The 23,551-nt window shown below is 71.0% G+C and carries 21 protein-coding genes and 1 riboswitch; of the genes, 6 read left to right on the top strand and 15 right to left on the bottom strand.

Features of this window, described 5'->3' with window-relative positions:
• Nucleotides 1-141: 141 nt before the first annotated feature.
• The 3 genes from IE313_RS07450 to IE313_RS07460 form a co-directional block, all read right to left on the bottom strand.
• The gene (locus tag IE313_RS07450; protein WP_189930139.1) at nt 142-1,161 is read right to left on the bottom strand and encodes a C40 family peptidase; all 1,020 of its coding nucleotides are present in this window, start codon (nt 1,159-1,161) and stop codon (nt 142-144) included.
• A 301-nt stretch (nt 1,162-1,462) separates the two neighbouring features.
• Nucleotides 1,463-2,812 (bottom strand): NYN domain-containing protein, encoded by a 1,350-nt coding sequence (locus IE313_RS07455; RefSeq protein ID WP_189930140.1) that lies wholly within the window; start codon nt 2,810-2,812, stop codon nt 1,463-1,465.
• Nucleotides 2,813-2,844: 32 nt separating this feature from the next.
• Nucleotides 2,845-3,084: a hypothetical protein gene (locus IE313_RS07460; protein WP_189930141.1), complete on the bottom strand. Its 240-nt coding sequence runs from the start codon at nt 3,082-3,084 to the stop codon at nt 2,845-2,847.
• Between the two features lie 271 nt (nt 3,085-3,355).
• Between IE313_RS07460 and IE313_RS07465 the strand changes: the two genes are divergently transcribed.
• Nucleotides 3,356-3,637: an Lrp/AsnC family transcriptional regulator gene (locus tag IE313_RS07465; RefSeq protein WP_189930142.1), complete on the top strand. Its 282-nt coding sequence runs from the start codon at nt 3,356-3,358 to the stop codon at nt 3,635-3,637.
• Nucleotides 3,638-3,703: 66 nt separating this feature from the next.
• Here the strand turns inward: IE313_RS07465 and IE313_RS07470 are convergent, their stop codons facing one another.
• From IE313_RS07470 to ctaE, 6 genes are all read right to left on the bottom strand, one after another.
• A complete protein-coding gene (locus IE313_RS07470; RefSeq protein WP_189930143.1) occupies nt 3,704-5,074 on the bottom strand; it encodes an aminotransferase class V-fold PLP-dependent enzyme in 1,371 nt (456 codons plus the stop codon).
• A 143-nt stretch (nt 5,075-5,217) separates the two neighbouring features.
• A riboswitch (SAM riboswitch) is annotated at nt 5,218-5,334 on the bottom strand.
• A gap of 186 nt (nt 5,335-5,520) precedes the next feature.
• Nucleotides 5,521-6,603, bottom strand: a complete 1,083-nt coding sequence (gene trpD, locus IE313_RS07475; RefSeq protein ID WP_189930144.1) for an anthranilate phosphoribosyltransferase — start codon at nt 6,601-6,603, stop codon at nt 5,521-5,523.
• A 140-nt stretch (nt 6,604-6,743) separates the two neighbouring features.
• Complete coding sequence (gene qcrB, locus IE313_RS07480; RefSeq protein ID WP_189930145.1) at nt 6,744-8,378, bottom strand: cytochrome bc1 complex cytochrome b subunit; 1,635 nt, start codon at nt 8,376-8,378, stop codon at nt 6,744-6,746.
• Nucleotides 8,375-9,436, bottom strand: coding sequence for a cytochrome bc1 complex Rieske iron-sulfur subunit (qcrA, locus tag IE313_RS07485; protein ID WP_189930146.1), 1,062 nt, complete (start codon nt 9,434-9,436; stop codon nt 8,375-8,377). Before qcrA ends, qcrB begins: the two co-directional genes overlap by 4 nt.
• A complete protein-coding gene (gene qcrC, locus IE313_RS07490) occupies nt 9,433-10,242 on the bottom strand; it encodes a cytochrome bc1 complex diheme cytochrome c subunit (protein WP_189930147.1) in 810 nt (269 codons plus the stop codon). Before qcrC ends, qcrA begins: the two co-directional genes overlap by 4 nt.
• 64 nt (nt 10,243-10,306) lie before the next feature.
• Entirely contained in the window at nt 10,307-10,918 is a 612-nt protein-coding gene (gene ctaE, locus IE313_RS07495) for an aa3-type cytochrome oxidase subunit III (RefSeq protein WP_189930148.1), read from the bottom strand.
• A gap of 217 nt (nt 10,919-11,135) precedes the next feature.
• Between ctaE and IE313_RS07500 the strand changes: the two genes are divergently transcribed.
• The gene (locus IE313_RS07500; protein ID WP_189930149.1) at nt 11,136-11,537 is read left to right on the top strand and encodes a hypothetical protein; all 402 of its coding nucleotides are present in this window, start codon (nt 11,136-11,138) and stop codon (nt 11,535-11,537) included.
• A gap of 156 nt (nt 11,538-11,693) precedes the next feature.
• On the opposite strand, the gene IE313_RS07505 is transcribed toward IE313_RS07500, so the two are convergent.
• The 4 genes from IE313_RS07505 to ctaC all read right to left on the bottom strand — a co-directional run bounded on the left by IE313_RS07505 (nt 11,694) and on the right by ctaC (nt 16,239).
• Nucleotides 11,694-12,953, bottom strand: coding sequence for a L,D-transpeptidase (locus IE313_RS07505; protein ID WP_189930150.1), 1,260 nt, complete (start codon nt 12,951-12,953; stop codon nt 11,694-11,696).
• A 162-nt stretch (nt 12,954-13,115) separates the two neighbouring features.
• Nucleotides 13,116-13,514, bottom strand: coding sequence for a cytochrome c oxidase subunit 4 (locus tag IE313_RS07510; RefSeq protein ID WP_189930151.1), 399 nt, complete (start codon nt 13,512-13,514; stop codon nt 13,116-13,118).
• Complete coding sequence (ctaD, locus tag IE313_RS07515; protein ID WP_189930152.1) at nt 13,511-15,250, bottom strand: aa3-type cytochrome oxidase subunit I; 1,740 nt, start codon at nt 15,248-15,250, stop codon at nt 13,511-13,513. Before ctaD ends, IE313_RS07510 begins: the two co-directional genes overlap by 4 nt.
• Nucleotides 15,247-16,239 carry an aa3-type cytochrome oxidase subunit II gene (ctaC, locus tag IE313_RS07520; protein ID WP_373316936.1) on the bottom strand — a complete coding sequence of 331 codons (993 nt, stop codon included), beginning with the start codon at nt 16,237-16,239 and terminating at the stop codon, nt 15,247-15,249. Before ctaC ends, ctaD begins: the two co-directional genes overlap by 4 nt.
• Nucleotides 16,240-16,510: 271 nt before the next feature.
• Between ctaC and IE313_RS07525 the strand changes: the two genes are divergently transcribed.
• The gene (locus IE313_RS07525; RefSeq protein ID WP_189930153.1) at nt 16,511-17,890 is read left to right on the top strand and encodes a cysteine desulfurase/sulfurtransferase TusA family protein; all 1,380 of its coding nucleotides are present in this window, start codon (nt 16,511-16,513) and stop codon (nt 17,888-17,890) included.
• Here IE313_RS07525 and IE313_RS07530 read toward each other — a convergent pair.
• On the bottom strand, nt 17,883-18,902 hold the full coding sequence (locus IE313_RS07530) for a carbohydrate kinase family protein (protein ID WP_189930154.1): 1,020 nt from the start codon (nt 18,900-18,902) through the stop codon (nt 17,883-17,885). The genes IE313_RS07525 and IE313_RS07530 overlap by 8 nt on opposite strands.
• Before the next feature lie 254 nt (nt 18,903-19,156).
• Between IE313_RS07530 and IE313_RS07535 the strand changes: the two genes are divergently transcribed.
• Together IE313_RS07535 and IE313_RS07540 are read left to right on the top strand one after the other, a co-directional pair.
• Nucleotides 19,157-19,378 carry a hypothetical protein gene (locus IE313_RS07535; protein ID WP_189930296.1) on the top strand — a complete coding sequence of 74 codons (222 nt, stop codon included), beginning with the start codon at nt 19,157-19,159 and terminating at the stop codon, nt 19,376-19,378.
• Between the two features lie 301 nt (nt 19,379-19,679).
• Nucleotides 19,680-21,302 (top strand): hypothetical protein, encoded by a 1,623-nt coding sequence (locus tag IE313_RS07540; RefSeq protein WP_189930155.1) that lies wholly within the window; start codon nt 19,680-19,682, stop codon nt 21,300-21,302.
• Between the two features lie 253 nt (nt 21,303-21,555).
• On the opposite strand, the gene IE313_RS07545 is transcribed toward IE313_RS07540, so the two are convergent.
• The gene (locus IE313_RS07545; protein ID WP_189930156.1) at nt 21,556-21,912 is read right to left on the bottom strand and encodes an iron-sulfur cluster assembly accessory protein; all 357 of its coding nucleotides are present in this window, start codon (nt 21,910-21,912) and stop codon (nt 21,556-21,558) included.
• A 312-nt stretch (nt 21,913-22,224) separates the two neighbouring features.
• Here IE313_RS07545 and nadA point away from each other — a divergent pair, with 312 nt between their 5' ends.
• On the top strand, nt 22,225-23,415 hold the full coding sequence (gene nadA / locus IE313_RS07550) for a quinolinate synthase NadA (protein WP_189930157.1): 1,191 nt from the start codon (nt 22,225-22,227) through the stop codon (nt 23,413-23,415).
• Nucleotides 23,416-23,551: the final 136 nt, after the last annotated feature.

The following is a 23,551-nucleotide window of genomic DNA, read 5'->3' on the forward strand; positions in this document are numbered from 1 at the left end:
GTCGGAAGAGGGGGGCGAGGCGGAAGTTCGCCCGTTCGGACGCATCACACGCGGTGTCCGTACCGGATGCCGGACCCGGGCGCACGGCCCGGACGGCGTCCCTCGCCCCGGGGCGCCGAACGGCGCCCCGGAAGCGGGTGGTCAGACGCGGACGCCGAACTGGAAGGGCATGTTGCCGATGGCCTCGTAGCGCACGCTGGCACCGGTGTGCGGGGCGTGCAGGACCTGGCCGTTACCGGCGTAGAGGCCGATGTGGTGCAGGTCGCCGTAGAACAGCACCAGGTCGCCGACCCGCAGGTCGCTCTCCGAGTAGATGCGCGTACCGGCGTTGGCCTGGGCCTGCGAGGTGCGCGGTATCGAGACACCGGCCTGGGCGTACGCCCACGAGGTCAGGCCGGAGCAGTCGAAGGAGCTGGGGCCCGTGGCACCGTAGACGTAGGGGCTGCCGATGACGCTCTGGGCGGCGGCGAACGCGGCCGCGGCCCGGCCCGAGGCGGCCGTACCGCCCCCGAGGCGCTGGCTGTCGCGGCTGGCGCGGTTCTCCTGCGCGGCGAGCTGCTGCCGCTCCGCGGCCGTCAGCGTGTTGAGGAGCTTCTGCGCCTCGGCGAGCTTGTCCTGGACCTGCTGCTTCTTCTTGCCCAGCTCGGTGCGGGTGTCCGCCAGGTCCTTGAGCTTGGCGGTGGCCTCCTTGCGCTGCTGGGCCAGGGAGCGCTGCTTCTCCTGGATCTTCTTCAGCGCCTCGACCTGCTGACCGCTGAGCTGGTCGAGGGTGGTGGCCTTGTCCAGGTAGCTGTCGGGGTCGGAGGAGAGGAACAGTTGGACGGAGGGATCGATGCCGCCCGAGCGGTACTGGGCGGTGGCGACCGAACCGAGGTCGTCCTGGAGGTCGTTGAGCTCGTCCTGGCCGCGGGCGACCTTGTCCTGGAGGTCGCTGACCTCCTTCTCGAGCTTCTTCTGCTTCTCCTTGGCCCCGTCGTACTTCTCGGTGGCCTGCTCCGCCTGCTCGTAGAGCTTGTCGACCTTGGACTTGACCTCTTCCTTGCTGGGCTTCGGATCGGCCTGGGCGGCCTGCGAGGTCAGGGCCACTGCTGCGGCTGCGGTTGCGGTGAGCACGGTCACGCGGGCGCGGCTCGGCTGTTTGGATCGACGGTGGGACGCCACGGAGGCGAGCTCCTTCTTCCATCAGCCGCCTACCGAAACGCTGGTGGGCGGGTGCTCCTCCACCGTCGCTCCCGATGAGCGATCACCCGAGCGGAGGTTCGAGCCAGACCCTAGTGACCTTCTTGTGATCAGTTCAAATCCTGACGGGAAAAAACTACCTTGCGCAGGTGTTTCTTTACCCGTGACTCACCACCGGTGATAAGAGGCTGACACTACGTCGCGCAAAGAAGCCGTGAATACGGGCATCGAAGCCAGATGGCACGCATGGTGCTTAGGCGACTTCTCCGCTCGAACTCATCGGTCAGCCGCGGGAGAGCCGTTTGAGCAGCACCGCGGAGGCGACCGGACGCGCACCCGCCTTGGCGATGCCATCGGCCACCTCGCGGTCGGTGGAGACCACGATCACGGGCCGTCCCGGCGGTTCCGCACGCACCAGTTGGCGGATCAGCTCGTCCGCCGTGACCCGCGGCTTGGAGAACAGCACGCGTACGCCGCGCGGCGGCGCGAGGAGCACCGGTGCGGCGAGCTCAGCACCGTCGAAGACGCAGGTCACCTCGGCGCCCGTCTGCGCGGCGAGCAGGGACAGCGCGCCCAGCAGCCGCAACCGCTGCTTCTCCAGCGGCATCTGCGGGTAGCCGGTCTTGGTGACGTTGTAGCCGTCGACGACGAGATGGGCCTGCGGCAGGGCCAGCAACTGGTCGAGAATGGCTGGATCATGCTCCGACAGGGCTCGGGCGGCGATGTCCTTCGGGGTCATCCGGCCCGGCTCCACGGCCTCGACGGTCTCCGCGGGGCGCACCGAGACGGGCGGCAGGGCGAGTTCGCGGCGCAGCCCCTGCGCCGAGTCCAGCAGTGTGTCGAGCAGGAGCCGCACGCGCATGTCCTCGACGCTGCGGCCCTCCCGTGCGGCCCTGCGGGTGGCCTCCAGGGCCGCTTCCGACTCGCCGAGCCTGGCCCGCAGGCGGCGCGCCTCGCTCTCCGCCGCCGACAGCAGTGCCTGCCCCTCGGACCTGGCGTTCTCGGTCTCGGCCTGTGCCCTGCGCACCGCCGCCTCGCCGCGCTTGACGTCGCTGAGCGCGCCGCGCAGCTTGCGGTGCAGCGACTCGGCCTCCTTCCTGGCGGCCTCCAGCTCCGCGCGCAGCCCCTCCGTCTCGGCCCTGGTCTGCTCCCTGGCCGCGGCCAGCTCCGCACGGAGCCGGTCCAACTCGGCCCTGGCCTGTTCGTCGGCCCGCTCGGCGTCCGCCCGCTGGACCTCCTCGCCCGCGGCGGTGACCAGCTTCACCCAGCCCGGGGGCCGCAGCACATAGGCCGCCGCGGCCACGTCCAGCGGATCGGCGGCCGGCGGCGGGGTGCCCGAGTCGAGCGCGCCGGCCAGCTCGGGCTGCGCCTCGCGCAGCCGCTCGGCGATCCGCTGCCGGAACAGCGGCTCGCTCTCCACCGCCGAGGCCATGGCGTTGGCGGCGAACTTGGCGCGCCTGCTCGGGGTGAAGCGGGCGTACTGGCGCAGTTGCGTGGGCAGCTCGGCGACGGTCAGGCCGCCGAAGCCGTCCGAGACGAGCTGGACGACACGGCGGCGCACTCCCTCGGGCAACGGGCGGTCGAGCACCTCAGCGGTGCCGTCGGCCGGCCCCCCGCCTGCGCTCTCCACCATCGCCACCCCATCTGCTCATGGGCGCCGCTCCCTCAGGAGCCGACGCCCGGCCTGTCCACCAGTTCCACCTGGTCCACCGCGTTGCACCAACGGCAGCGCACGGACTCGATGGTCTCATTCACCACATCGCGCTCCTCCACGCTGGGCTCACCGGACAGGTCCAGGTGCACGTACTCGACGACCTTCGAGGAACGCGTCACATCGAACCGGGTGAGATTGCCGCAGAGGGTGCAGCGCCAGCGGGTCTCCGCCGTCGGCAAGGGAACCGTCATCGTGCTGTCTGCCTTCCTCGGGTCCTCGGGTTTCCAGGGTGCGCCCTTTTACTCGGTGCCTCCGATGGCCGGGCACACAGTGTTGCGTGGTGCGTCCGGCTCGTAACCCTACGGCCTGACGGGGGGCCCGCGCTCGGGTGCGGTCCCGGCCGGACCGGTCTGCCCCGATGTCTCCCGCTGTGGCCCCGTGCGGCCGGCGGCGCAGGGAGGCCCGGGGACCCTGCGGCTACAGTGAAGGCCCACCCGCGGGCACCGAGGGAGACAGCAAGCCGTGATCACCGCGATCGTGCTCATCAAGACCAGCGTGGACCGGATCCCGGAGATCGCCGAGTCGATCGCCGCGCTGGACAGCGTCAGCGAGGTGTTCTCCGTGACGGGCAACCACGACCTGATCGCCATGGTCCGGGTGGCCGACCACGACGATCTCGCGGAGGTGATCCCCGGCCGGATCAGCAAGATCCCCGGGGTGGAGGCCACCGACACGCACGTCGCCTTCCGGACGTACTCGCAGCACGACCTGGAGGCGGCGTTCGCGATCGGCCTCGACTCCTGACCGGACCGCCCGCCACCGGACCGCCCACCGCCGGGCGGCTCTCTGCCGGGCGGCCCGGCGGCGCGCTCAGCGGACGGCCTCGCCGACCGCGGCCCCGGTGTCCGGCACGCAGCGCCCCTCCTCGGTGCGGTAGCGCCACCGGGCACCGTCGCGCACCAGCTCGCCGACCGCGCGCACGAACCGCTCCACGTGCTCGTCGGGAGTGCCCGCGCCGAAGCTGACCCTGACCGCGTTCAGCGCACGCTCGCCGGGCTCGGCCTCCGGCGCGCCGCACTCCCCCGGTTCGTCGGGCGCACCCCCGAGCACCGCCCTGACCAGCGGATGGGCGCAGAACAGCCCGTCGCGCACGCCGATACCGTACTCGGCGGAGAGCGCGGCCGCGACATGCGAGCTGTTCCAGCCGTCGACCACGAACGAGAGCACTCCGACGCGCGGGGCGTCGGCGCCGAACAGCGACAGCACCCGCACGCCCGGCACCGCCGCCAGCCCCGCCCGCACCTTCTCCACCAGGTGCCGCTCCCTGGCCACGAGGGAGGCGAAACCGGCCTCCGTCAGTGCCTTGCAGGCGGAGGCGATGGCGTGCGCGCCGATCACATTGGGCGAGCCGGCCTCGTGCCGGGCGGGTCCGCCGTGCCACTCGACCGCCACGTGCCCGTCCGCGCGGCGCACCACCCTGCGCGAGGCACCGCCGCCCGCGAGGTAGGGCCGCGCCGTCGCGAGCCAGTCCCCGCGCCCGGCCAGCACACCGGAGCCGAAGGGCGCGTACAGCTTGTGCCCGGAGAAGGCCACCCAGTCGACGTCGAGTGCGGCGACGTCCACCGGGTGGTGCGGGGCGAGCTGGGCGGCGTCCAGCACGATGCGGGCGCCGTGCGCGTGGGCGGCCGCGGCCAGTTCGCGCACCGGCCACAGCTCGCCGGTGACGTTCGAGGCACCGGTGACGCAGACCAGCGCGGGCCCCGGTGCCCGCCGCGCGAGCGCACGCTCCAGGGTGCGCACCGCCTCCTGCGGGGTGCGGGGCGCGTCCAGGTAGGTCACCCGGCGCCAGGGCAGCAGGGCGGCGTGGTGCTCGGTCTCGAAGACGAAGACCCGGCAGTCGTCCGGCACCGCACGGGCCAGCAGGTTCAGCGAGTCGGTCGTCGACCTGGTGAAGACCACCTCGTCGTCGGGCCGGCAGCCGAGGAAGCCGCCGATGGTCGCCCTGGCGTTCTCGAAGAGCTCCGTGGAGAGCTGCGACAGGTATCCCGCGCCGCGGTGCACACTGCCGTAGTACGGGGCGTACGCGGCGACGTCGTCCCAGACGCGCTGGAGCGCGGGGGCGCTGGCCGCGTAGTCGAGCGCGGCGTAGGCGACCTCGCCACCGGTGACGAGCGGGACGCGCACGTCACGGCCGAGGACGGGCAGCGGTTCCTTGCGGGATGCGGGCGTGGCGAAGGACATGGGGAACTCCCGGGTGAGCCAGAGGGGCACCGCGGCGCGGGCGGGCGGCGGCACGGTGTGAAGGGGGTGCGGAGGCGGGGCCTTGCGCCCTAGCGCATTCGCTTGCTCACGCGGCGGCTCCCCAGAGGACCAGGACCCCGAGGGGTCCGCGCTTGCCGCAGACCCTGCTGTCTGCGACCTGGTCTTCACCCGGGGCACCCCGCCACGGACGGAGGGTTGCCGGACAGCGGGCCGGGGCCTCGTCGCTGTCGCTCATGACCTGCCGACGATTATGTCAGTCCCGAAACGCCGCGCAACCGCCTTCCACATCCCGGGACGCCGCGGCCCCGCCCCTGCCGCCGGGCTGCGCCCGCCCGCCCGCGCGCCGGCCGGGCCAGGAGCGCGCCGGCGCCGCGGCACCGCCCCGCAGCGCCGACGCGCTCCGGGGCGGACGGGGCGGGCGGCCCTCAGGCGTGGGTGGCCGCGACCCACGCCTCCAGCACGCCACGGGCCGCCCCCGAGTCGATGGCCTCGGCGGCTCGCCGGATGCCCTCCTGGATCCGCTCCTCCAAGGACACCCCACCGGCACCCGCGGCCCCGTCCGCACCCAGCGCCACCAGCGCCGCCGCCGAGTTCAGCAGCACCGCGTCCCGCACGGCCCCTTCCTCCCCGGCCAGCAACCGCCGCGCCACATCCGCGTTGTAGGACGCGTCCCCGCCGCGCAGCGCCTCGACCGGGACCAGGTCGATCCCCACAGAACGGGGATCGAAGACCTGCTCCCGCACGGTGCCGTCCCGCACCACCCACACCCGGGAGAGCGCGGTGGTGGTCAGCTCGTCGAGTCCGTCCTCACCGCGGAAGACCAGTGCGGACGAGCCCCGGTCGGCCAGCACGCCGGCCACGATCGGCGCCCACTTGGCGTCGGCCACGCCGACCGCCTGCGCCTTGACCTTCGCGGGGTTGGTGAGCGGTCCCAGGATGTTGAAGGGGGTCCTGATGCCCAGCTCGGCACGGGCCCGGGCGACGTGCCGCAGCGCGGGGTGGAACTTTATGGCGAAGCAGAAGGTGATCCCGGCCTCCTCGACCACCTCCGCGACCCGCTCGGGCGGCAGGTCGAGGTTGACGCCGAGCTTCTCCAGCACGTCCGACGAGCCGCTCGCCGACGACGCCGCACGGTTGCCGTGCTTGACGACCTTCGCCCCGGTCCCGGCGACCACGATCGCCGACATGGTGGAGATGTTGACCGTGTGCGCGCCGTCACCGCCCGTACCGACGATGTCGACGGTCGGCCCCGGTACCTCGATCACCCGGGCGTGCTCGTACATGGTGCGCACCAGACCGGAGATCTCCTCGACGGTCTCGCCCTTGGCGCGCAGTGCCACCGAGAACGCGGCGATCTGCACGTCGGAGGCCTCGCCGCGCAGGATCCGGTCCATCGCCCAGGCGATGGCGTCCGCGGTCTGGTCGCGGCCGGACAGCAGGGCGTTCAGCACCGCGGGCCAGGAACGGCCCGCCGCGGTGTCGCCTCCAGCGGGGTGCACAGCGTTCATATGCCGCTCCTGGGTACGTCACGTAAGGGTTCGGGCCCAGCCTATCCAGCGCGGGGGACGCCGCAGGGCCCCGTCCGGTGCTCGGACGGGGCCCTGCGGTGTGGCGACCGTGAGACGCGCGCCGGCTCGGCGCCGGCCGGTCAGTGGTGGCCGTGGCCGCTGGTGATCTCCTTGTACTCCTCCACCGTGGGCTTCGGGATCTGGTTGCCCTCGCCGTAGTAGCCCTTGGAGAGCTTCGTGCGAAGCTTCTCGCCGCGGGAGACCTGGCGCTCGACGCCGTTCTCGTCGACGGCCGGGCCGAGCTGGGCGGGCTCGTACTGCTCGTGCGCGGTGAGGGTGTGCAGTTGGTCGGCGTCCAGCGGCTCGTGGACCTCGATGAACTCACCGTGCGGCAGGCGCTTGATGATGCCGGACTCCCGTCCGTGCAGCACCTTGTCGCGGTCCCTGCGCTGCAGGCCCAGGCAGATCCTCTTGGTGACGAGGAACGCGAGGACCGGGGCGACGAAGAAGGCGATCCGCACGAACCAGGTGATCGAGTTGATCGACAGGTGGAAGTGGGTGGCCCACAGGTCGTTGCCGCCGCCGACCAGCATCACGAAGTACCAGGTGAGCCAGGCCACACCGAGACCCGTACGGGTCGGGGCGTTGCGCGGCCGGTCCAGGATGTGGTGCTCGCGCCGGTCGCCGGTGACCCATGCCTCCAGGAACGGGTACACCGCGATCACGACGAGCACCAGCGGGAAGACGACGATCAGCGGGATCGCCACGCCCAGCACGAGCGTATGGCCGAGGAAGTTGATCTCCCAGCCGGGCATCACACGGATCAGGCCCTCGGAGAAGCCCATGTACCAGTCCGGTTGGGCACCGGTGGAGACCTGGTCGGGCCGGTACGGGCCGATGGCCCAGATCGGGTTGATCGAGGCGATCGCGGCGATGATCGCGATCACGCCGAAGACCAGGAAGAAGAACCCGCCGGCCTTGGCCATGTAGACCGGCAGGAGCGGCATGCCGACGACGTTCTTCTCGGTCCTGCCCGGGCCCGCGAACTGGGTGTGCTTGTGGTAGAAGACCAGGATCAGGTGGCCCACCAGCAGGCCCATCATGATGCCGGGCAGCAGCAGGATGTGGACCGTGTAGAACCGGGCCACGAAGTCACCGCCCGGGAACTCCCCGCCGAACAGGAAGAACGACATGTAGGTGCCGACGATCGGCGTGGAGAGGATCGCCCCCTCCATGAACCGCACACCGGTGCCGGAGAGCAGGTCGTCCGGGAGCGAGTAGCCGGTGAAGCCGGTGAACATGCCCAGGACCAGGAGCAGGAAGCCGAAGATCCAGTTGACCTCGCGCGGCTTGCGGAAGGCGCCCGTGAAGAAGACGCGCATCATGTGCACGAGCATGCCGCCGATGAAGATCAGCGCCGCCCAGTGGTGGATCTGCCGGATCAGCAGACCACCGCGGACGTCGAAGCTGATGTGCAGCGTGGAGTTGAACGCCTCCGACATCAACTGGCCCTGCAGCGGGACGTAGCTGCCGTGGTACACCACCTCGTTCATCGAGGGGTGGAAGAACAGCGTCAGGTACACACCCGTGAGGATGATGATGATGAAGCTGTAGAGGCAGACCTCACCCAGCATGAAGGACCAGTGGTCCGGGAAGATCTTGCGCATGTTGCTCTTGGCCAGCGAGTAGACCCCGAGCCGGCCGTCCGCCCAGTCCGCGACCCGCTCTCCGGCGGGTGCCTGGCGGCGTGACGCGTTGCGTGTGGTGCTGCTCATTTTTCTGCTCCACGCTCCCAGAATGCAGGACCGACGGGCTCCGCGAAGTCGCCGCGCGCTTCGAGGAAGCCGTCCTGGTTCACGCCGATGTGCAACTGCGGCAGGGCGTGACCGGCCGGGCCGAAGAGCACCCGGCCCCCGTCGGAGAGGTCGAAGGTGGACTGGTGGCACGGGCACAGGACGTGGTGCGTCTGCTGCTCGTACAGGGAGATCGGGCAGCCCACGTGGGTGCAGATCTTGGAGTAGGCCACGATCCCGTCGTGCGACCAGTCCAGTTCGCGCTTGTCCTTGATGTTCTCCGGCTGGATCCGGATGATCATCAGGGCCGCCTTGGCGATCTGCTGCTGGAAGTCCTCGTCGCTCTCCTCCAGGCCGTCCGGCTTGGCGAAGGTCAGCGAGCCCACCGGGATGTCCGCGGGACGCAGCGGCTGGTCGGTGTTCATGTTGACCAGCAGCTTGCCCTTGGCCCACAGGGTGTGGCGCAGCTTCTCCTCGGGCTTGGGACCGAGGCCGCCGAGGAGGAAGACGCCGGAGAGCGGAAGCAGCGCCAGCGCACCGAACATGGTGGTGCGGATCAGGCCACGACGGCCGAGCGCGGACTCCTTGGCGCCCTGCGCGAAGTCGGCGAGCACCTTCTGCTTGGTCTCCGGGTCGGCCTCGATCGCGTGGCGCTCGTCGGCGATCTCCACGTCGGACATCAGGGTCCTGGCCCAGTGGACCGCGCCCGCACCGATGCAGAACAGCGCCACGCCGAGGGTGAGCCCCAGGGCGAAGTTCATGGCGTTGATGTGCCCGATCGGGAAGACGAAGATCGACTTGTCCCGGGGGATCGCGAAGTACGACGCGATGAAGCCGACGGTGCACAGCATCGAGATCGTGAACAGCAGGGCGACGGTGCGCTCGGAGCGCCGTGCGGCACCCTCGTCGATGTCCTGGATCCGGTGCTCGTGCGGGGGGAGTCCGGGGTCCGCGAACGGGTTCTCGTCCGGGACGGAGACCTCGCCGTGTGCGGTGCTCCGCTCCGGCAGGTTCTCTTCTGGAATGTCGTGGTTACTCATGACTTCCTGGCCTTTGCGGTCCGAGCGGCGACCCAGGCGGCAATGGCGACCAGTCCGCCGAGACCGAAGATCCAGGCGAACAGACCCTCGCTGACCGGGCCGAGTCCGCCGAGCTTGAGGCCACCGGGGCTGGTGGTGTCGTCGCTGTTGACCGCGTGCAGGTACGCGATGATGTCCTTCTTGTTCTGCTCCGGCATGACGCTGTCCGGGAAGTTCGGCATGCTCTGCGGGCCGGTCTGCATGGCCTCGTAGATGTGCTTCGGATCCACGTTCTCCAGCGACGGGGCGAACTTGCCGTGCGTCAGCGCACCGCCTTCACCGGTGAAGTTGTGGCACTGCGCGCAGTCCGTGCGGAAGAGCTCACCGCCCTTGGCGATGTCGGCGCCCTTCGGGTCGTACTGGTTCTTCGTCGGCACGCTGGGGCCGGCGCCCAGGGAGGCGATGTACGCGGCGATCTGGTCGATCTCGGCCTGCGAGTAGATGACCTTCTTGCGCGGCGCCTGGGCGCCCTGCTGCTGGAGGGGCATACGGCCGGTGCCGACCTGGAAGTCGACGGCCGCGGCACCGACGCCCACCAGTGACGGACCGTCTGAGGTGCCCTGTCCTCCCGTGCCGTGGCAACTGGCGCAGCCGACCGAGAAGAGCCGCTTGCCCTCGTCGATCGCGAGGGACTGCGCGGTCTCGTCGGCCTGCGCCTTGTCCGCGGGCGCGAAGGCGATGTACAGCCCCCCGGTGGCCGCCAGCGCGAGGAGTAGGACGACGACCGCCGCCAGCGGATGGCGTCGTCGTGCGGAGAGCTTTTTCACGGATTACCCCGGTGTCAGGATCTTCTGCGTCGATGCTTCGGGTGTTCGGCGGGCCGCGGCCCGGTTACTTGATCAGGTAGATCGTGGCGAAGAGGCCGATCCAGACGACATCGACGAAGTGCCAGTAGTAGGACACGACGATGGCGGCTGTCGCCTGTGAGTGGGTGAACCTCCGGGCCGCGTAGGTGCGGCCGAGGACCAGCAGGAAGGCGATGAGTCCGCCCGTCACGTGCAGCCCGTGGAAGCCGGTGGTCAGGTAGAACACGGAACCGTACGGGTCGGAGGAGAGCGAGATGCCGTCTTCCTTGACCAGGTTCGTGTACTCGAAGATCTGACCGCCGATGAAGATCGCGCCCATGATGAAGGTGATGATGAACCACATCCGGAGCTTCTTCACGTCACCGCGCTCGGCCGCGAACACGCCGAGCTGGCAGGTGAGGGAGGAGAGCACCAGGATGGTGGTGTTGGTCGCCGAGAACGGAATGTTCAGCGAGTCCGCCATCGCCTTCCAGTGATCCGGCCCGGTCACCGATCGCAGGGTGAAGTACATCGCGAAGAGGGCCGCGAAGAACATCAGCTCGGAACTCAGCCAGATGATGGTTCCGACACTGGTGAGGTTCGGCCTGTTGACCGACGGGTGCGCGTGCCCGGTCTCTACTGTCGTTGCTGTCGCCACGCCGACATTATGTCGGTCGCTTATCTTGCGCTCACTCCGGGGGGTGCCGTTCGGTGTGTCCGGCGGATGTGCGCGCTCCCGGGGCGGCGCACGGCACGGTCCCGGACCGCTGCCCACCGGCGTTCCAAGGGAGTAGCATCCGCGCATCGGGTCCCGGGAATGCTCCCGGCAGACCCGCCGGAAGTCCCCGGTAGCCCCCCAGAGGCATGGAGGAGCAATGCAGGCCACCGCCACGGTGCTGGTGTACAGCGACAATGCCCGCACGCGCGAGGAGGTCCGGCTGGCGACGGGCCGCAGGCCGGCGACCGATGTTCCCGAGGTGGAGTTCGTCGAGTGCGCGACGCTGCCGGCCGTGCTCAAGGAGATGCAGCAGGGCGGCATCGACGTCTGCGTGCTGGACGGCGAGGCCGTGCCGGCGGGCGGTATGGGCGTCTGCCGGCAGCTCAAGGACGAGATCTTCCGCTGCCCCCCGGTGCTGCTGCTCATGGGGCGCCCGCAGGACGCCTGGCTGGCCACCTGGAGCCGCGCGGACGCCGCGGTGACCCTGCCGGTCGAGCCGATCGAGTTCGCCGACGCGCTGGCGGGGCTGCTGCGCAGCAGGCTGGCCGTGGGCGCGTAGCGCCCCCGAGGGGCGCGGGGAACCGCACGGGCGCCTCGCCTGCGGTGGCCGCGGGCGAGGAGACCGCTCCTTTCGGGCGGTGTCCGGCCCACGGCCGCACCGCGGCGGGCCGCGCCGCTCCCCCGCCCCTCCTGGACGGCCGGGGCGGGCGCGGGGCTAGACCTGCGGGCGCAGGCGGGCCGACTCCACGACCTTGTGCCGACCGGGATCGTCACTCCCGTCGCCGAGCAGCGCACTGCCCTGGCGCCACTTCGCCCAGTCCAGGTTCCAGTCGCCGAAACCGTTGCCGAACGGGTCCATGCTCTCACCCTCGCTGCCGACGACCCTGACGATGTCTCCCTCGTGCACCGTGTGGAAGAACCACTCGGCGTCCTCGGTGCTCATCCCCGTGCAGCCGTGGCTGACGTTCGCGGAGCCCTGCGAGCCCACGGACCAGGGTGCGGCGTGGACGTACTCACCGCTCCAGGTGACCCTGGTCGCCCAGTGCACCGGCAGGTCGTACGAGTCGCCGCTGCCGGCGGCTATGCCGACGGTGGCACTGCGCATCTGTACGAAGGCCTGCTTCTCCAGCACCACCTTGACTCCGTTGCGGGTCTCGAAACCGGGTTTGCCCGTGGTGACCGGTATGTCCTTGACGTCCTGGCCATTGCGGTAGACGGCCATCCGGTGCGTGCCCGCGTTGGTGACCGCTTCTATCCGGTCGCCCGTGGTCAGCTTCAGCGGCTTCGTCGCGCCGCCCCAGAGCCGGTCGTTGATCTTGACGCCCCGCAGGCCGCTGGTCGCGGTGACCGTCGCGTGGGCGGGCCAGTACTCCCGGGGCCGGTAGTGCAGCGTCCTGCTGTCGACCCAGTACCAGCTACCCTCCACGGCGGGCCGGGAGTCCACCTTGAGGCCGCGTTCCACCGCGATCCTGGAGGCCCGGTCCTTGACGGGCGCGCTGAGCCTCGCGGTGACGGGCTGGCCGACGCCGTACTCGCCGGCCCTGGGTCCGAAGACCACCTTGAGCGTGCCTCTGTGGCGCGGTGCGCCGGTGCCGAAGGTGAGCACCTTGCGGCCCGGTGCGCCCTCGTCGTTCTCCGTGCTGACCCTGACGGTGTAGCGGGAACCGGCGGCCAGTGGCGCCGTGCTGTACCAGCGGCTGCCGTCGCCGGACAGCCTGCCGGCTATGTAGCGGCCGCTCTCGTCGACCGCCGTGACATCGGTGATGCGTCCGCCCCCGCCGTGTGAGGTGATCTCCAGGGGCTTGCCCGGGTCGGCCGTACCGCCGTCCTGCACGCCGTTGAACGCGATCTGGCGCGCCGCGTCGTAGGGCTCGGCCGTGAGCGGGTGAGCGGAGTCGCAGGCCGTGGCGGTACCGAGGACGGCCACCAGCAGGGAGCAGCTCCATACCGTTCGGATACGCGCTGACTGGTTCATGAGTCCACGCTAGGAACGATCCCGCGTGCGGGCGCGGCCGGTGGGCCGAACGGGCGATTACCGCAGGGCAGACGAGTGGACCCGGACACTCCGTGCGGAGTGTCCGGGTCCGTGGTGCCTGTGGCGTGCTAGGGGCACCGGGCCCGCCCGGCGCTCTCGCGCCTACTGGTTCTGGTTCTCGCCCCGGTAGTACTCGAAGACCCAGCCATACAGGCCGATCAGGATGATCGGGGCCGAGAAGTACAGCAGCCACCAGCCGAAGATGATGCCCATGAAGGCGAGCGCGCCACCGGTCGCGAGCGCGAGCGGCTGCCAACTGTGCGGGCTGAAGAAGCCCACCTCGCCGGCGTCGTCCGCCACATCGGCGTCCTTGTTGTCCTGCGCTCCCGCGTCGACCCTGCGGGCCGTGAAGGCCAGGTAGTAGCCGATCATGACGCTCAGGCCGAAGGCCAGGAAGAGCGCGGTGGTGCCGGCCGGCTCCTTCGACCACACGCCGTAGACGATGGCCATGACGAGGATGAAGAGGGCCAGCCAGAGGAACATCTTGCCCTGGATCTTCACTTGCCGGCCTCCTTGCCGCCGGTGATGCCTGCGGGTACGCCCGCTCCGACGTTCTCGAGCTGGTCGAGTGCGGCGATCTCCGGATGGTGCAGGTCGAAGGCCGGGGACTCGCTGCGGATCCTCGGCAGCGTGAGGAAGTTGTGCCGCGGCGGCGGGCAGCTAGTGGCCCACTCCAGCGAGCGGCCGAAGCCCCAGGGGTCGTCGACGCCGACCTTCTCGCCGTACTTCGCCGTCTTCCAGACGTTGTAGAGGAACGGCAGCACCGACAGCCCGAGGACGAAGGCGCTGATGGTGGAGACGGTGTTCAGGGCGGTGAAGCCGTCGGCCGCGAGGTAGTCCGCGTACCGGCGCGGCATGCCCTCGGCGCCCAGCCAGTGCTGGACGAGGAAGGTGCCGTGGAAGCCGCAGAACAGCGTCCAGAAGGTGATCTTGCCGAGCCGCTCGTCCAGCATCTTGCCGGTCATCTTGGGCCACCAGAAGTGGAAGCCCGAGAACATCGCGAAGACCACGGTGCCGAAGACGACGTAGTGGAAGTGCGCGACCACGAAGTACGAGTCGGAGACGTGGAAGTCCATCGGCGGCGAGGCCAGGATGACACCGGTCAGACCACCGAAGGTGAAGGTGATCAGGAAGCCGATGGCCCAGAGCATCGGCGTCTCGAACGACAACGAGCCCTTCCACATGGTGCCGATCCAGTTGAAGAACTTCACACCGGTCGGCACGGCGATCAGGAACGTCATGAACGAGAAGAACGGCAGCAGCACACCGCCGGTGACGTACATGTGGTGCGCCCACACCGTCACGGACAGGCCCGCGATGGCGATGGTGGCACCGATCAGGCCGCCGTAGCCGAACATCGGCTTTCGACTGAAGACGGGGATGACCTCGGAGATGATGCCGAAGAAGGGCAAGGCGATGATGTACACCTCCGGATGCCCGAAGAACCAGAAGAGGTGTTGCCACAGCAGCGCTCCGCCGTTGGCCGCGTCGAAGACGTGCGCCCCGAACTTGCGGTCGGCCTCCAGCGCCAGCAGCGCGGCGGCCAGCACCGGGAAGGCCAGCAGCACCAGCACACCGGTCAGCAGCACGTTCCACACGAAGATCGGCATGCGGAACATCGTCATACCGGGTGCGCGCATGCAGATGATGGTGGTGATGAAGTTGACCGAGCCGAGGATGGTGCCGAAGCCGGAGAAGGCCAGGCCCATGATCCACATGTCGGCGCCGACACCGGGCGAGCGGACCGCGTCGGACAGCGGCGAGTAGGCGAACCAGCCGAAGTCGGCCGCGCCGTCCGGCGTGAGGAAGCCGCCCACCGCGATCAGCGAGCCGAAGAGGTACAGCCAGTACGCGAACATGTTCAGCCGCGGGAAGGCCACGTCGGGCGAGCCGATCTGCAGCGGCATGATCCAGTTCGCGAAGCCGGCGAACAGCGGCGTCGCGAACATCAGCAGCATGATCGTGCCGTGCATCGTGAACGCCTGGTTGAACTGCTCGTTCGACATGATCTGCTCACCCGGACGGGCGAGCTCGGCGCGCATGAAGAGCGCGAGCACACCGCCGATGAGGAAGAACGCGAACGACGTGACCAGGTAGAGCGTGCCGATCGTCTTGTGGTCGGTGGTGGTCAGCCACTTGACGACGGCACTGCCGGGCTGCTTGCGCCGGACCGGCAGCTCGTGCTCGAGCGAGTCTTCGGCCGCCGCGGCACCCTGAGGTTCGTTGAGGATGCTCACAGGTTGTTCGTCTCCCGGTTCTTCTCATGGCCCGTCTGCGCGATACCGGCCGGGACGTAACCGGTCTGCCCCTTCTTCGCGAGGTCCTGGAGGTGCTTCTGGTAGCGCTCGGGAGAGACGACCTTCACGTTGAAGAGCATCCGGGAGTGGTCGACACCGCACAGCTCGGCGCACTTGCCGCGGAAGGTGCCCTCCCTGGTGGGGGTCACCTCGAAGGCGTTGGTGTGACCCGGGATGACGTCCTCCTTCATCAGGAAGGGCAGCACCCAGAAGGAGTGGATGACATCACGCGAGGTCAGCACGAAGCGGACCTTCTCCCCCTTGGGCAGCCAGAGGGTCGGGCCCGGGTTGTTCGTCTGCGGGTTGCGCACGGCCGGGGTGCCGACGTCGTAGACCCCGCCGGCGCGGGCCGGGAAGTCGTCCCTGAACCGGTCCGGGATGTCGGTGAGCTCCTTGGAGGTCTTCGCGTCCCCGGTCGAGCCCGGCACGTCCTCGACGTAGTTGAAGGCCCAGCTCCACTGGAAACCGACCACGTTGATGGTGTGCGCGGGCTTGTCGGAGATGTTCAGGAGCTTCGACTCGTCGCGCGCGGTGAAGTAGAAGAGCACCGAGACGACGATGATGGGGACCACCGTGTACAGCGCCTCAAGGGGCATGTTGTACCGGGTCTGCGGGGGAACCTCGACCTTGGTGCGGCTGCGCCGGTAGAAGATGGCCGCCCATACGATCAGGCCCCAGACCAGCACGCCCACGGCGAGTGCCGCCGCCCACGAGCCCTGCCACAGGGAGAGGATCCTTGGAGCCTCCTCCGTGGCCGGGGTGGGCATCCCGAGGCGGGGGAAATCCTTGTATGTGCAACCGGTGGCGGTCACCAGGATCAGGCCCAGAGGCAGCACCTGCAGCAGCTTCCGCCGCATCGGGCGCCGCGAGGCGGGGATACCGCCCGCGCCCGCTGAGGCGCGGGGGAGGTCGGAGCCGTTGGGACTCACGTAGCGCCTTCCCGAGAGTCTCGCCCGCGCGTTCGGCTGCGGCCTTCTCGCTGGTCGTTCGCCGTCCTGCGTCGGGCAGGGGTTTGGATGTTTATGCGGAGCAAACCCTACTGGACGCTGTTTCCCCCTGCGCGGGGAGGGTGCCCAACCCGCCGCTCGCCACCCCCCGGGGGATCTGCCTCGGCCTTCCCGCCCGGCCCACCGGTCGCGCGGCGCACCGCGGGGCCCGCGGCACCCCGTTCCCGGCGGCCGCCCGGGCTACCGTACGACCGTGCCGTACTTCGACGCCGCCTCCACCGCTCCCCTGCATCCCGTGGCCCGTCAGGCCCTGCTCGCCGCCCTGGACGACGGCTGGGCCGACCCCGCGCGCCTGCACCGCGAGGGCCGGCGGGCCAGACTGCTGCTCGACGCCGCGCGGGAGGCCGCGGCCGAGGCGGTCGGCTGCCGTCCCGACGAGCTGGTCTTCACCTCGTCCGGCACCCGGGCCCTGCACACCGGGCTGGCCGGCTCGCTGGCCGGGCGCCGTCGCACCGGCCGCCACCTGGTCGTCTCGTCCGTGGAGCACTCCGCGGTACTGCACGGCGCCGAACTGCACGAGGCACAGGGCGGCACGGTCACCGAGGTCCCCGTGGACCGCACGGGCGCCGTCCGCGCACAGGCGTTCGGGGAGTCGCTGCGCGCGGACACCGCACTGGCCTGCCTCCAGTCGGCCAACCACGAGGTCGGCACCGTCCAGCCGGTGGAGGAGGTGGCCGCGGTGTGCCGGGCGGCCGGGGTGCCGCTGCTGGTGGACGCGGCGCAGTCGCTGGCCTGGGGCCCGGTGCCCGGCGCCTGGTCGCTGCTGGCCGCCAGCGCGCACAAGTGGGGCGGTCCGCCGGGGGTCGGCCTGCTCGCCGTGCGCAAGGGCGTCAGGTTCGCTCCGGAAGGTCCCCGCGACGAGCGGGAGTCGGGGCGGGCGGCGGGCTACGAGAACGTTCCGGCGATCGTGGCGGCCGCGGCTTCGCTGCGTGCCGTGCGCTCCGAGGCGGCGGCGCAGGGCCCGCGGCTGCGGGAGCTGACCGACCGGATCAGGACCCGGGTGCCCGAGCTGGTGCCCGATGTGCAGGTGGTGGGCGATCCGGTGCGCAGGCTGCCGCACCTGCTCACCTTCTCGTGCCTGTACGTCGACGGGGAGGCGCTGCTGCACGAGCTGGACCGTGCCGGGTTCTCGGTGTCGTCCGGCTCGTCCTGCACGAGCAGCACGCTGACACCGAGCCATGTGCTGGTGGCGATGGGGGTGCTGAGCGAGGGCAACGTGCGGGTGTCGCTGCCGCCGGGCACCCGGGAGGAGGACGTCGAGCGCTTCCTCGCGGTGCTGCCCCGGGCGGTGGCCGCGGTGCGCGAGCGGCTGGGCGCCCCCGACTCGCCGGCGGCGCCCTCGCGGCAGGGCTCCCTGGTCGTCGACACCCTCGGCAGGCTGTGCCCCGTCCCGGTCATCGAGCTGGCCAAGGTGATCGACGGCGTTCCGGTCGGCGGCACGGTGACGGTGCTCTCGGACGACGAGGCGGCCCGCCTCGACATCCCGGCCTGGTGTGCGATGCGGGGCCAGGAGTACGTCGGCGAGGAGCCGGCGGACCGCGGGCGGGCCTATGTGGTCCGCCGGCTCACCTGACCGGCCCGCTGCGCCCCGGCGGCCGGCCGGACAGCACCCGGGCCAGGTGGCCGTGGATGTCCGCCGCGGCCCCGTCGCCGTAGGCCTTGGCGAAGCGGTCCACGAAGTGGTCGCGGCGCAGCTCGTACTCCTGGGTGCCCACGGTCTCGATGACCAGGGTGGCCAGCATGCAGCCGAGCTGGGCGGCGCGTTCCAGGCCGACGCCCCAGGCGACACCGGAGAGGAAGCCGGCGCGGAAGGCGTCGCCCACGCCGGTCGGGTCCGCCCTGGCCTCCTCCTGCGGGACGCCGACCTCGACGGGATCCTCGCCGCACGCCTCGATGCGGACGCCGCGTGCGCCGAGCGTGGTGACGCGGTGGCCGACCTTGCCCAGGATCTCCTCGTCGCTCCAGCCTGTCTTGGACTCGATGAGGCCCTTCTCGTACTCGTTGGAGAAGAGGTAGGAGGCGCCGTCGAGCAGGGTGCGGATCCCGTCGCCGTCCATGCGGGCGATCTGCTGGGAGAAGTCGGCGGCGAACGGGATGGAGCGCGAGCGGCACTCCTCGGTGTGCCTGAGCATCGCCTCCGGGTCGTCGGCGCTGATCAGGACGAGGTCGAGGCCCTGGACCCGGTCGGCGACGGTCTTCAACTCGATCAGGCGGGCCTCGCGCATCGCACCGGCGTAGAAGGAGCCGATCTGGTTGTGGTCGGCGTCCGTGGTGCAGACGAAGCGTGCGGTCTGCACCACCTCGGAGATCCGGACGGAGGCCGTGTCCACCCCGTGCCGCTCCAGCCAGGCCCGGTACTCGCCGAAGTCGGCCCCCGCGGCGCCGACCAGGACCGGCGCGACACCGAGCTGGCCCATGCCGAAGCAGATGTTGGGTGCGACGCCGCCGCGGCGCACTTCGAGGGTGTCGACCAGGAAGGACAGCGAGACCGTGTGCAACTGTTCCGCGATGAACTGGTCGGCGAAGCGGCCGGGGAAGGTCATGAGGTGGTCGGTGGCGATGGAGCCGGTGACTGCGATGCGCACGGCAGACGCTCCTGCGGAGTTCGTAGGGCTGGGCTCGGCCCGCTCACCGCACTCTGACACGAGTCACCAGTACGGAGCGGGAGGCGGAGTTGTCCGGAGGGTCGGCGCGGGGGTAGGTGCCGGGGGCTCCGGCCGGGGCGGCGGTGGCCCCGTCATCGGCTCGGCCGGGCGGCGGCGACGCTTCAAAACGACACTTCAAAAATACCCGATAGTAGGTCTTTCTTCGCGGTCTCGGTGGTGCATACGGTGCGGGTATGACTGACACCACGGGTCGGGACCACGGTGCGTCCGGGACGGGCGCGGGAACGGGTACGGGGCTCGCGGGGCTGCGGGGTGACTGCGCCCGGATGGTGCCGCACTGGGTGACGCCGCCACCCGCCGCACCAGGCCCGGTACCTCCGTCCCGCATCCACCCGATCGTGGTGCCGCCGGGTTCCGCCCGGCTGCTGGACGCGATGTCCGACTACGGCGACTGACCAGGCACTCCACCTCGGGCAGGACGAGGCACCGAGTGCCCCTGCGGGCCCGGCGCGCCCCTCCCCGGCGGCCTGGCGCGCCCCTCCCCGCCGGGCCGTCGGCGCACCCCGCACAGGTCCGCCGCCCGCGGGTGAACGGAGGTCCAAGGGGCCCTGCGCGTCACCCGGTTGGCGGACGCCCGGGAACCGCACGCCCCGCTCCGCCGTCGAATTGCCGTCCCCCGCGAAGGGGCGCGGCCCACGGCCGGGGCCGCGCGACCTGTCGTGGCGGGGGACCGCACGGCAGTCGAAGGAGCGAGGCGTGAGCACCGAGCGATCAGTGAACGACGACGGAGCGAACGAGGCCGCGAAGGACGCCGGGACGGACCCGGCACGCGGCGGTGCGGGCCAGGGCACCGGATCCGGCGGTCCCGGCGGCGCACCGCCCGGCGGCCGCGGCGCGGCGGAGGCGGACGGCCGGAACACGGCGGGGGCGGACGGCACGCGGCCGCGCAGGACCCGGCTCGCCGTCGCCTCCGTGGCCACGGCGGTCCTGTTGGCCGGAGGCGGCGGGGCCTATGTCGCCGCGACCGCGTCCGGCGGGAGCGGTTCCGACTCCCCGGGCGCCGCGTCGGGCGACGGCCATCCCCCGCCGCTCAGGCTCGACGGCTACACCGGGGGCGGCGCTTCCACCGGCAGCGGCGGCTCCTCCGGCGGTGCCGGCATCGCCCCCGGCGAGCCCGATCCGAGCGGCGCGACGTACCGCGCCGAGGGGGCCCTGCCCGACGGCCCGTCCTCGGCACCCGTCTACCACGCCCAGGGATCGGTGACGGCCCGGCAGGTGAAGGACCTGGCCGAGGCGCTCGGCGTCGGCGGCAGTCCCCGTTCCTCGGACGGGAGCTGGCTGGTCGGCTCGGCCAAGGACGGCTCGGGGCCGCTGCTGCGGGTCGCCGAGCAGGCCCCGGGCACCTGGACGTTCACCCGGTACGCGGCGGGCGGCAGCGACGACTGCCCGCGCGGCAAAAAGTGTTCGGGAGCGCCGTCCGGATCCGGGCGGGCGGTGAGCGAGCGGGAGGCGAAGGCGGCGGCCGCGCCGGTGCTGAAGGCGCTCGGCCAGGACGGCGCCGCGCTCGACGCCGGCCAGGTGATGGGCGCCGAGCGGGTCGTGAACGCCGATCCCGAGGTGGGCGGCCTGCCCACCTACGGCTGGTCGACCGGCATCCGGGTCGGCGCGGACGGGACGGTGCTCGGCGGCAGCGGCCGGATGGCGGCGCCCGTGAAGGGCGAGACCTACCCGGTGCTCGGCGCCGACAAGACACTGGACCTGCTGAACAAGTCCCGGCACGGCACGGTCGGACCCGGCGGCCCGGGCGGCTGCGGGACGGTCGTCCCGCAGAAGGGGCGGGCGTCCGCCCAGCACCCGTGCGTACACCTGGACAGCGGCGCCGGGGGCCGTCCGGATCCCGGCTCGGGCCCGGGCACGGCCTCGCGGGTACCGGTGCGGGGTGCCGCGTTCGGGCTCGCCGCGCACCTGGTCGAGGGCCATCAGGCGCTGGTGCCGTCCTGGCTCTTCGAGGTGCGGCCGAAGGGCGCGGGGACCAGCTTCACGGTGACGCAGCCGGCCGTCGACCCCGCTTACCTCACGGGCACCGGCGAGCCCGGCAAGCCGACACAGCCGGGCACCAAGGACGTGCGCGTCTCGTCCTACACGGCGGACGGCCGGTCGCTGACCGTGCGCTTCTGGGGCGGGGTGTGCACCGACTACACGGTGTCCGCGCAGGAGGACGCGGGCAAGGTGGCCGTGACGGTCACCCAGCACCGCAAGGACCCGGACAAGGTCTGCGTGATGATCGCCAAGGAGCTGGAGAAGACCGTCACGCTGCACCAGCCGGTGGGTGACCGGAAGGTCGTGGACAGCACGGGGGCGACCGTCGAGCGGGGCTGAGCCCGACCCGCACGCGCCGAACCGGCGAACCCGGCTGAACCGCTTGAAGCGGCTCCAGCGGCTCCAGCGGTGGTGCGCATTCCCCGGGCTCCAGCGGCTCCAGCGGCTCCAGCCGAGCTGACCGGCGAAGCCGAGCCAACCGACGAAGGCGGTGACCCCGAGGGGTCACCGCCTTCGTCCGTACCGTCCGCCGAACGGGCGCGCCGTGGTCGCCCGTGCGGTCCTCCGCGTCCCTACCGGGCGCGGCGGCGGCTCAGTGGAACGAGTCGCCGCAGGCGCAGGAGCCCGAGGCGTTCGGGTTGTCGATCGTGAAGCCCTGCTTCTCGATGGTGTCGACGAAGTCGATGGACGCGCCGCCCAGGTACGGGGCGCTCATCCGGTCGGTGACGACCTTGACTCCGCCGAACTCCTTGACGACGTCACCGTCGAGGGAGCGCTCGTCGAAGAAGAGCTGGTAGCGCAGGCCGGAGCAGCCACCGGGCTGGACGGCGACGCGGAGCGCCAGGTCGTCGCGGCCTTCCTGGTCGAGCAGGGCCTTCACCTTGGCCGCAGCGGCGTCGGACAGGATGATGCCGTCGGTGGCGGTGGTGGTCTCGTCCGATACGGACATCTACATCTCTCCCGGGTTGTACGGAGACTGCTTGCCGACGGATGCAACCGGCGGGGCCGCGAATTCATTCCGGGGCCGGGTGACCGTCTTCTGTCGCGGTTCTGGTGTCGCCGTTCCTGAGTCGCGGGGTTCTCCGCGCTGCTTGCCCTCCCATGCTCGCACACCGACCCGGGTCGGGTGGAGCGGTGCGGCGCCCCCTCGGATCACGTCACATCGACGCGATGGTCATCGTCAAACTGACATGAAGGGGATATGATAGATAACGTCAAATCGACGAGAAGTCGTGCCCGCCACCGAGAAAGGGTGTGTGCCGTGACCACCGCCCAGCCCCTGGACGTCCAGCCCACGCCGCTGGCCCTGCTGTTGCTCGGACGGGGGTCCGATCCGCGGAGCGAACGCGGTGTCGAGTGCCCCGGCGACCTGCCCGCCCCGTCCGACCCGGACCTGGTGGCGCGGGCCCGCGCCGCCAAGGAGCGCCTCGGGGACCGGGTCTTCGTACTGGGCCACCACTACCAGCGCGACGAGGTCATCCAGTTCGCGGACGTCACGGGCGACTCGTTCAAGCTGGCCAGGGACGCGGCCGCCCGCCCGGAGGCCGAGTACATCGTCTTCTGCGGTGTGCACTTCATGGCCGAGTCGGCGGACATCCTGACGTCCGACTCCCAGCAGGTGGTGCTGCCGGACCTCGCGGCCGGCTGCTCGATGGCGGACATGGCCAGCGCCGAGCAGGTCGCGGAGTGCTGGGACGTGCTGACGGAGGCCGGGGTCGCCGACCAGGTGGTACCGGTCTCGTACATGAACTCGTCGGCCGACATCAAGGCCTTCACCGGGCGGCACGGCGGCACGATCTGCACCTCGTCCAATGCGCAGCGCGCCCTGGAGTGGGCCTTCGGCCGCTCGGCGCCGGGTGCGGGGAAGGTGCTCTTCCTGCCGGACCAGCACCTCGGCAGGAACACCGCGGTGCGGGACATGGGGATGTCGCTCGACGACTGCGTCGTCTACAACCCGCACAAGCCGGGCGGCGGGCTCACCGCCGAGCAACTGCGGGCCGCCAGGATGATCCTGTGGCGGGGCCACTGCTCGGTGCACGGCCGCTTCTCACTGGACTCGGTGGACGAGGTACGGGCCCGCATCCCCGGGGTGCAGGTACTGGTGCACCCCGAGTGCACGCACGAGGTGGTGGCGGCGGCGGACCACGTGGGCTCGACGGAGCGCATCATCAGCATCCTCGAGGACGCGCCGGCCGGCTCGAAGTGGGCGGTGGGCACGGAGCTCAACCTCGTCAGACGTCTGGCGAATCGTTTCGCGGACCAGGGCAAGGAGATCGTCTTCCTCGACCGGACGGTCTGCTTCTGCTCGACGATGAACCGGATCGACCTGCCGCACCTGGTCTGGGCGCTGGAATCGCTGGCCGACGGCAAGGTGGTGGGCCGCATACGGGTCGACGCCGAGACGGAGCACTTCGCCAAGCTGGCGCTGGAGCGGATGCTGGCGCTGCCGTAGCCGCCGGGACGTGCGCCGCACCGCGCCGGCAGGTGCCGGACCACGCCCGCGCCGGCGTGGTCCGGTCAGGCGTGTCCCGTGCCGGCTGCGCAGGCGCGACCTGTGCGACCTGCCCGGGCGCGCCCGGTGCGGCCTG

Origin of the sequence: Streptomyces sulfonofaciens (assembly GCF_014656295.1) — a bacterium.
Taxonomy (GTDB): domain Bacteria; phylum Actinomycetota; class Actinomycetes; order Streptomycetales; family Streptomycetaceae; genus Streptomyces; species Streptomyces sulfonofaciens.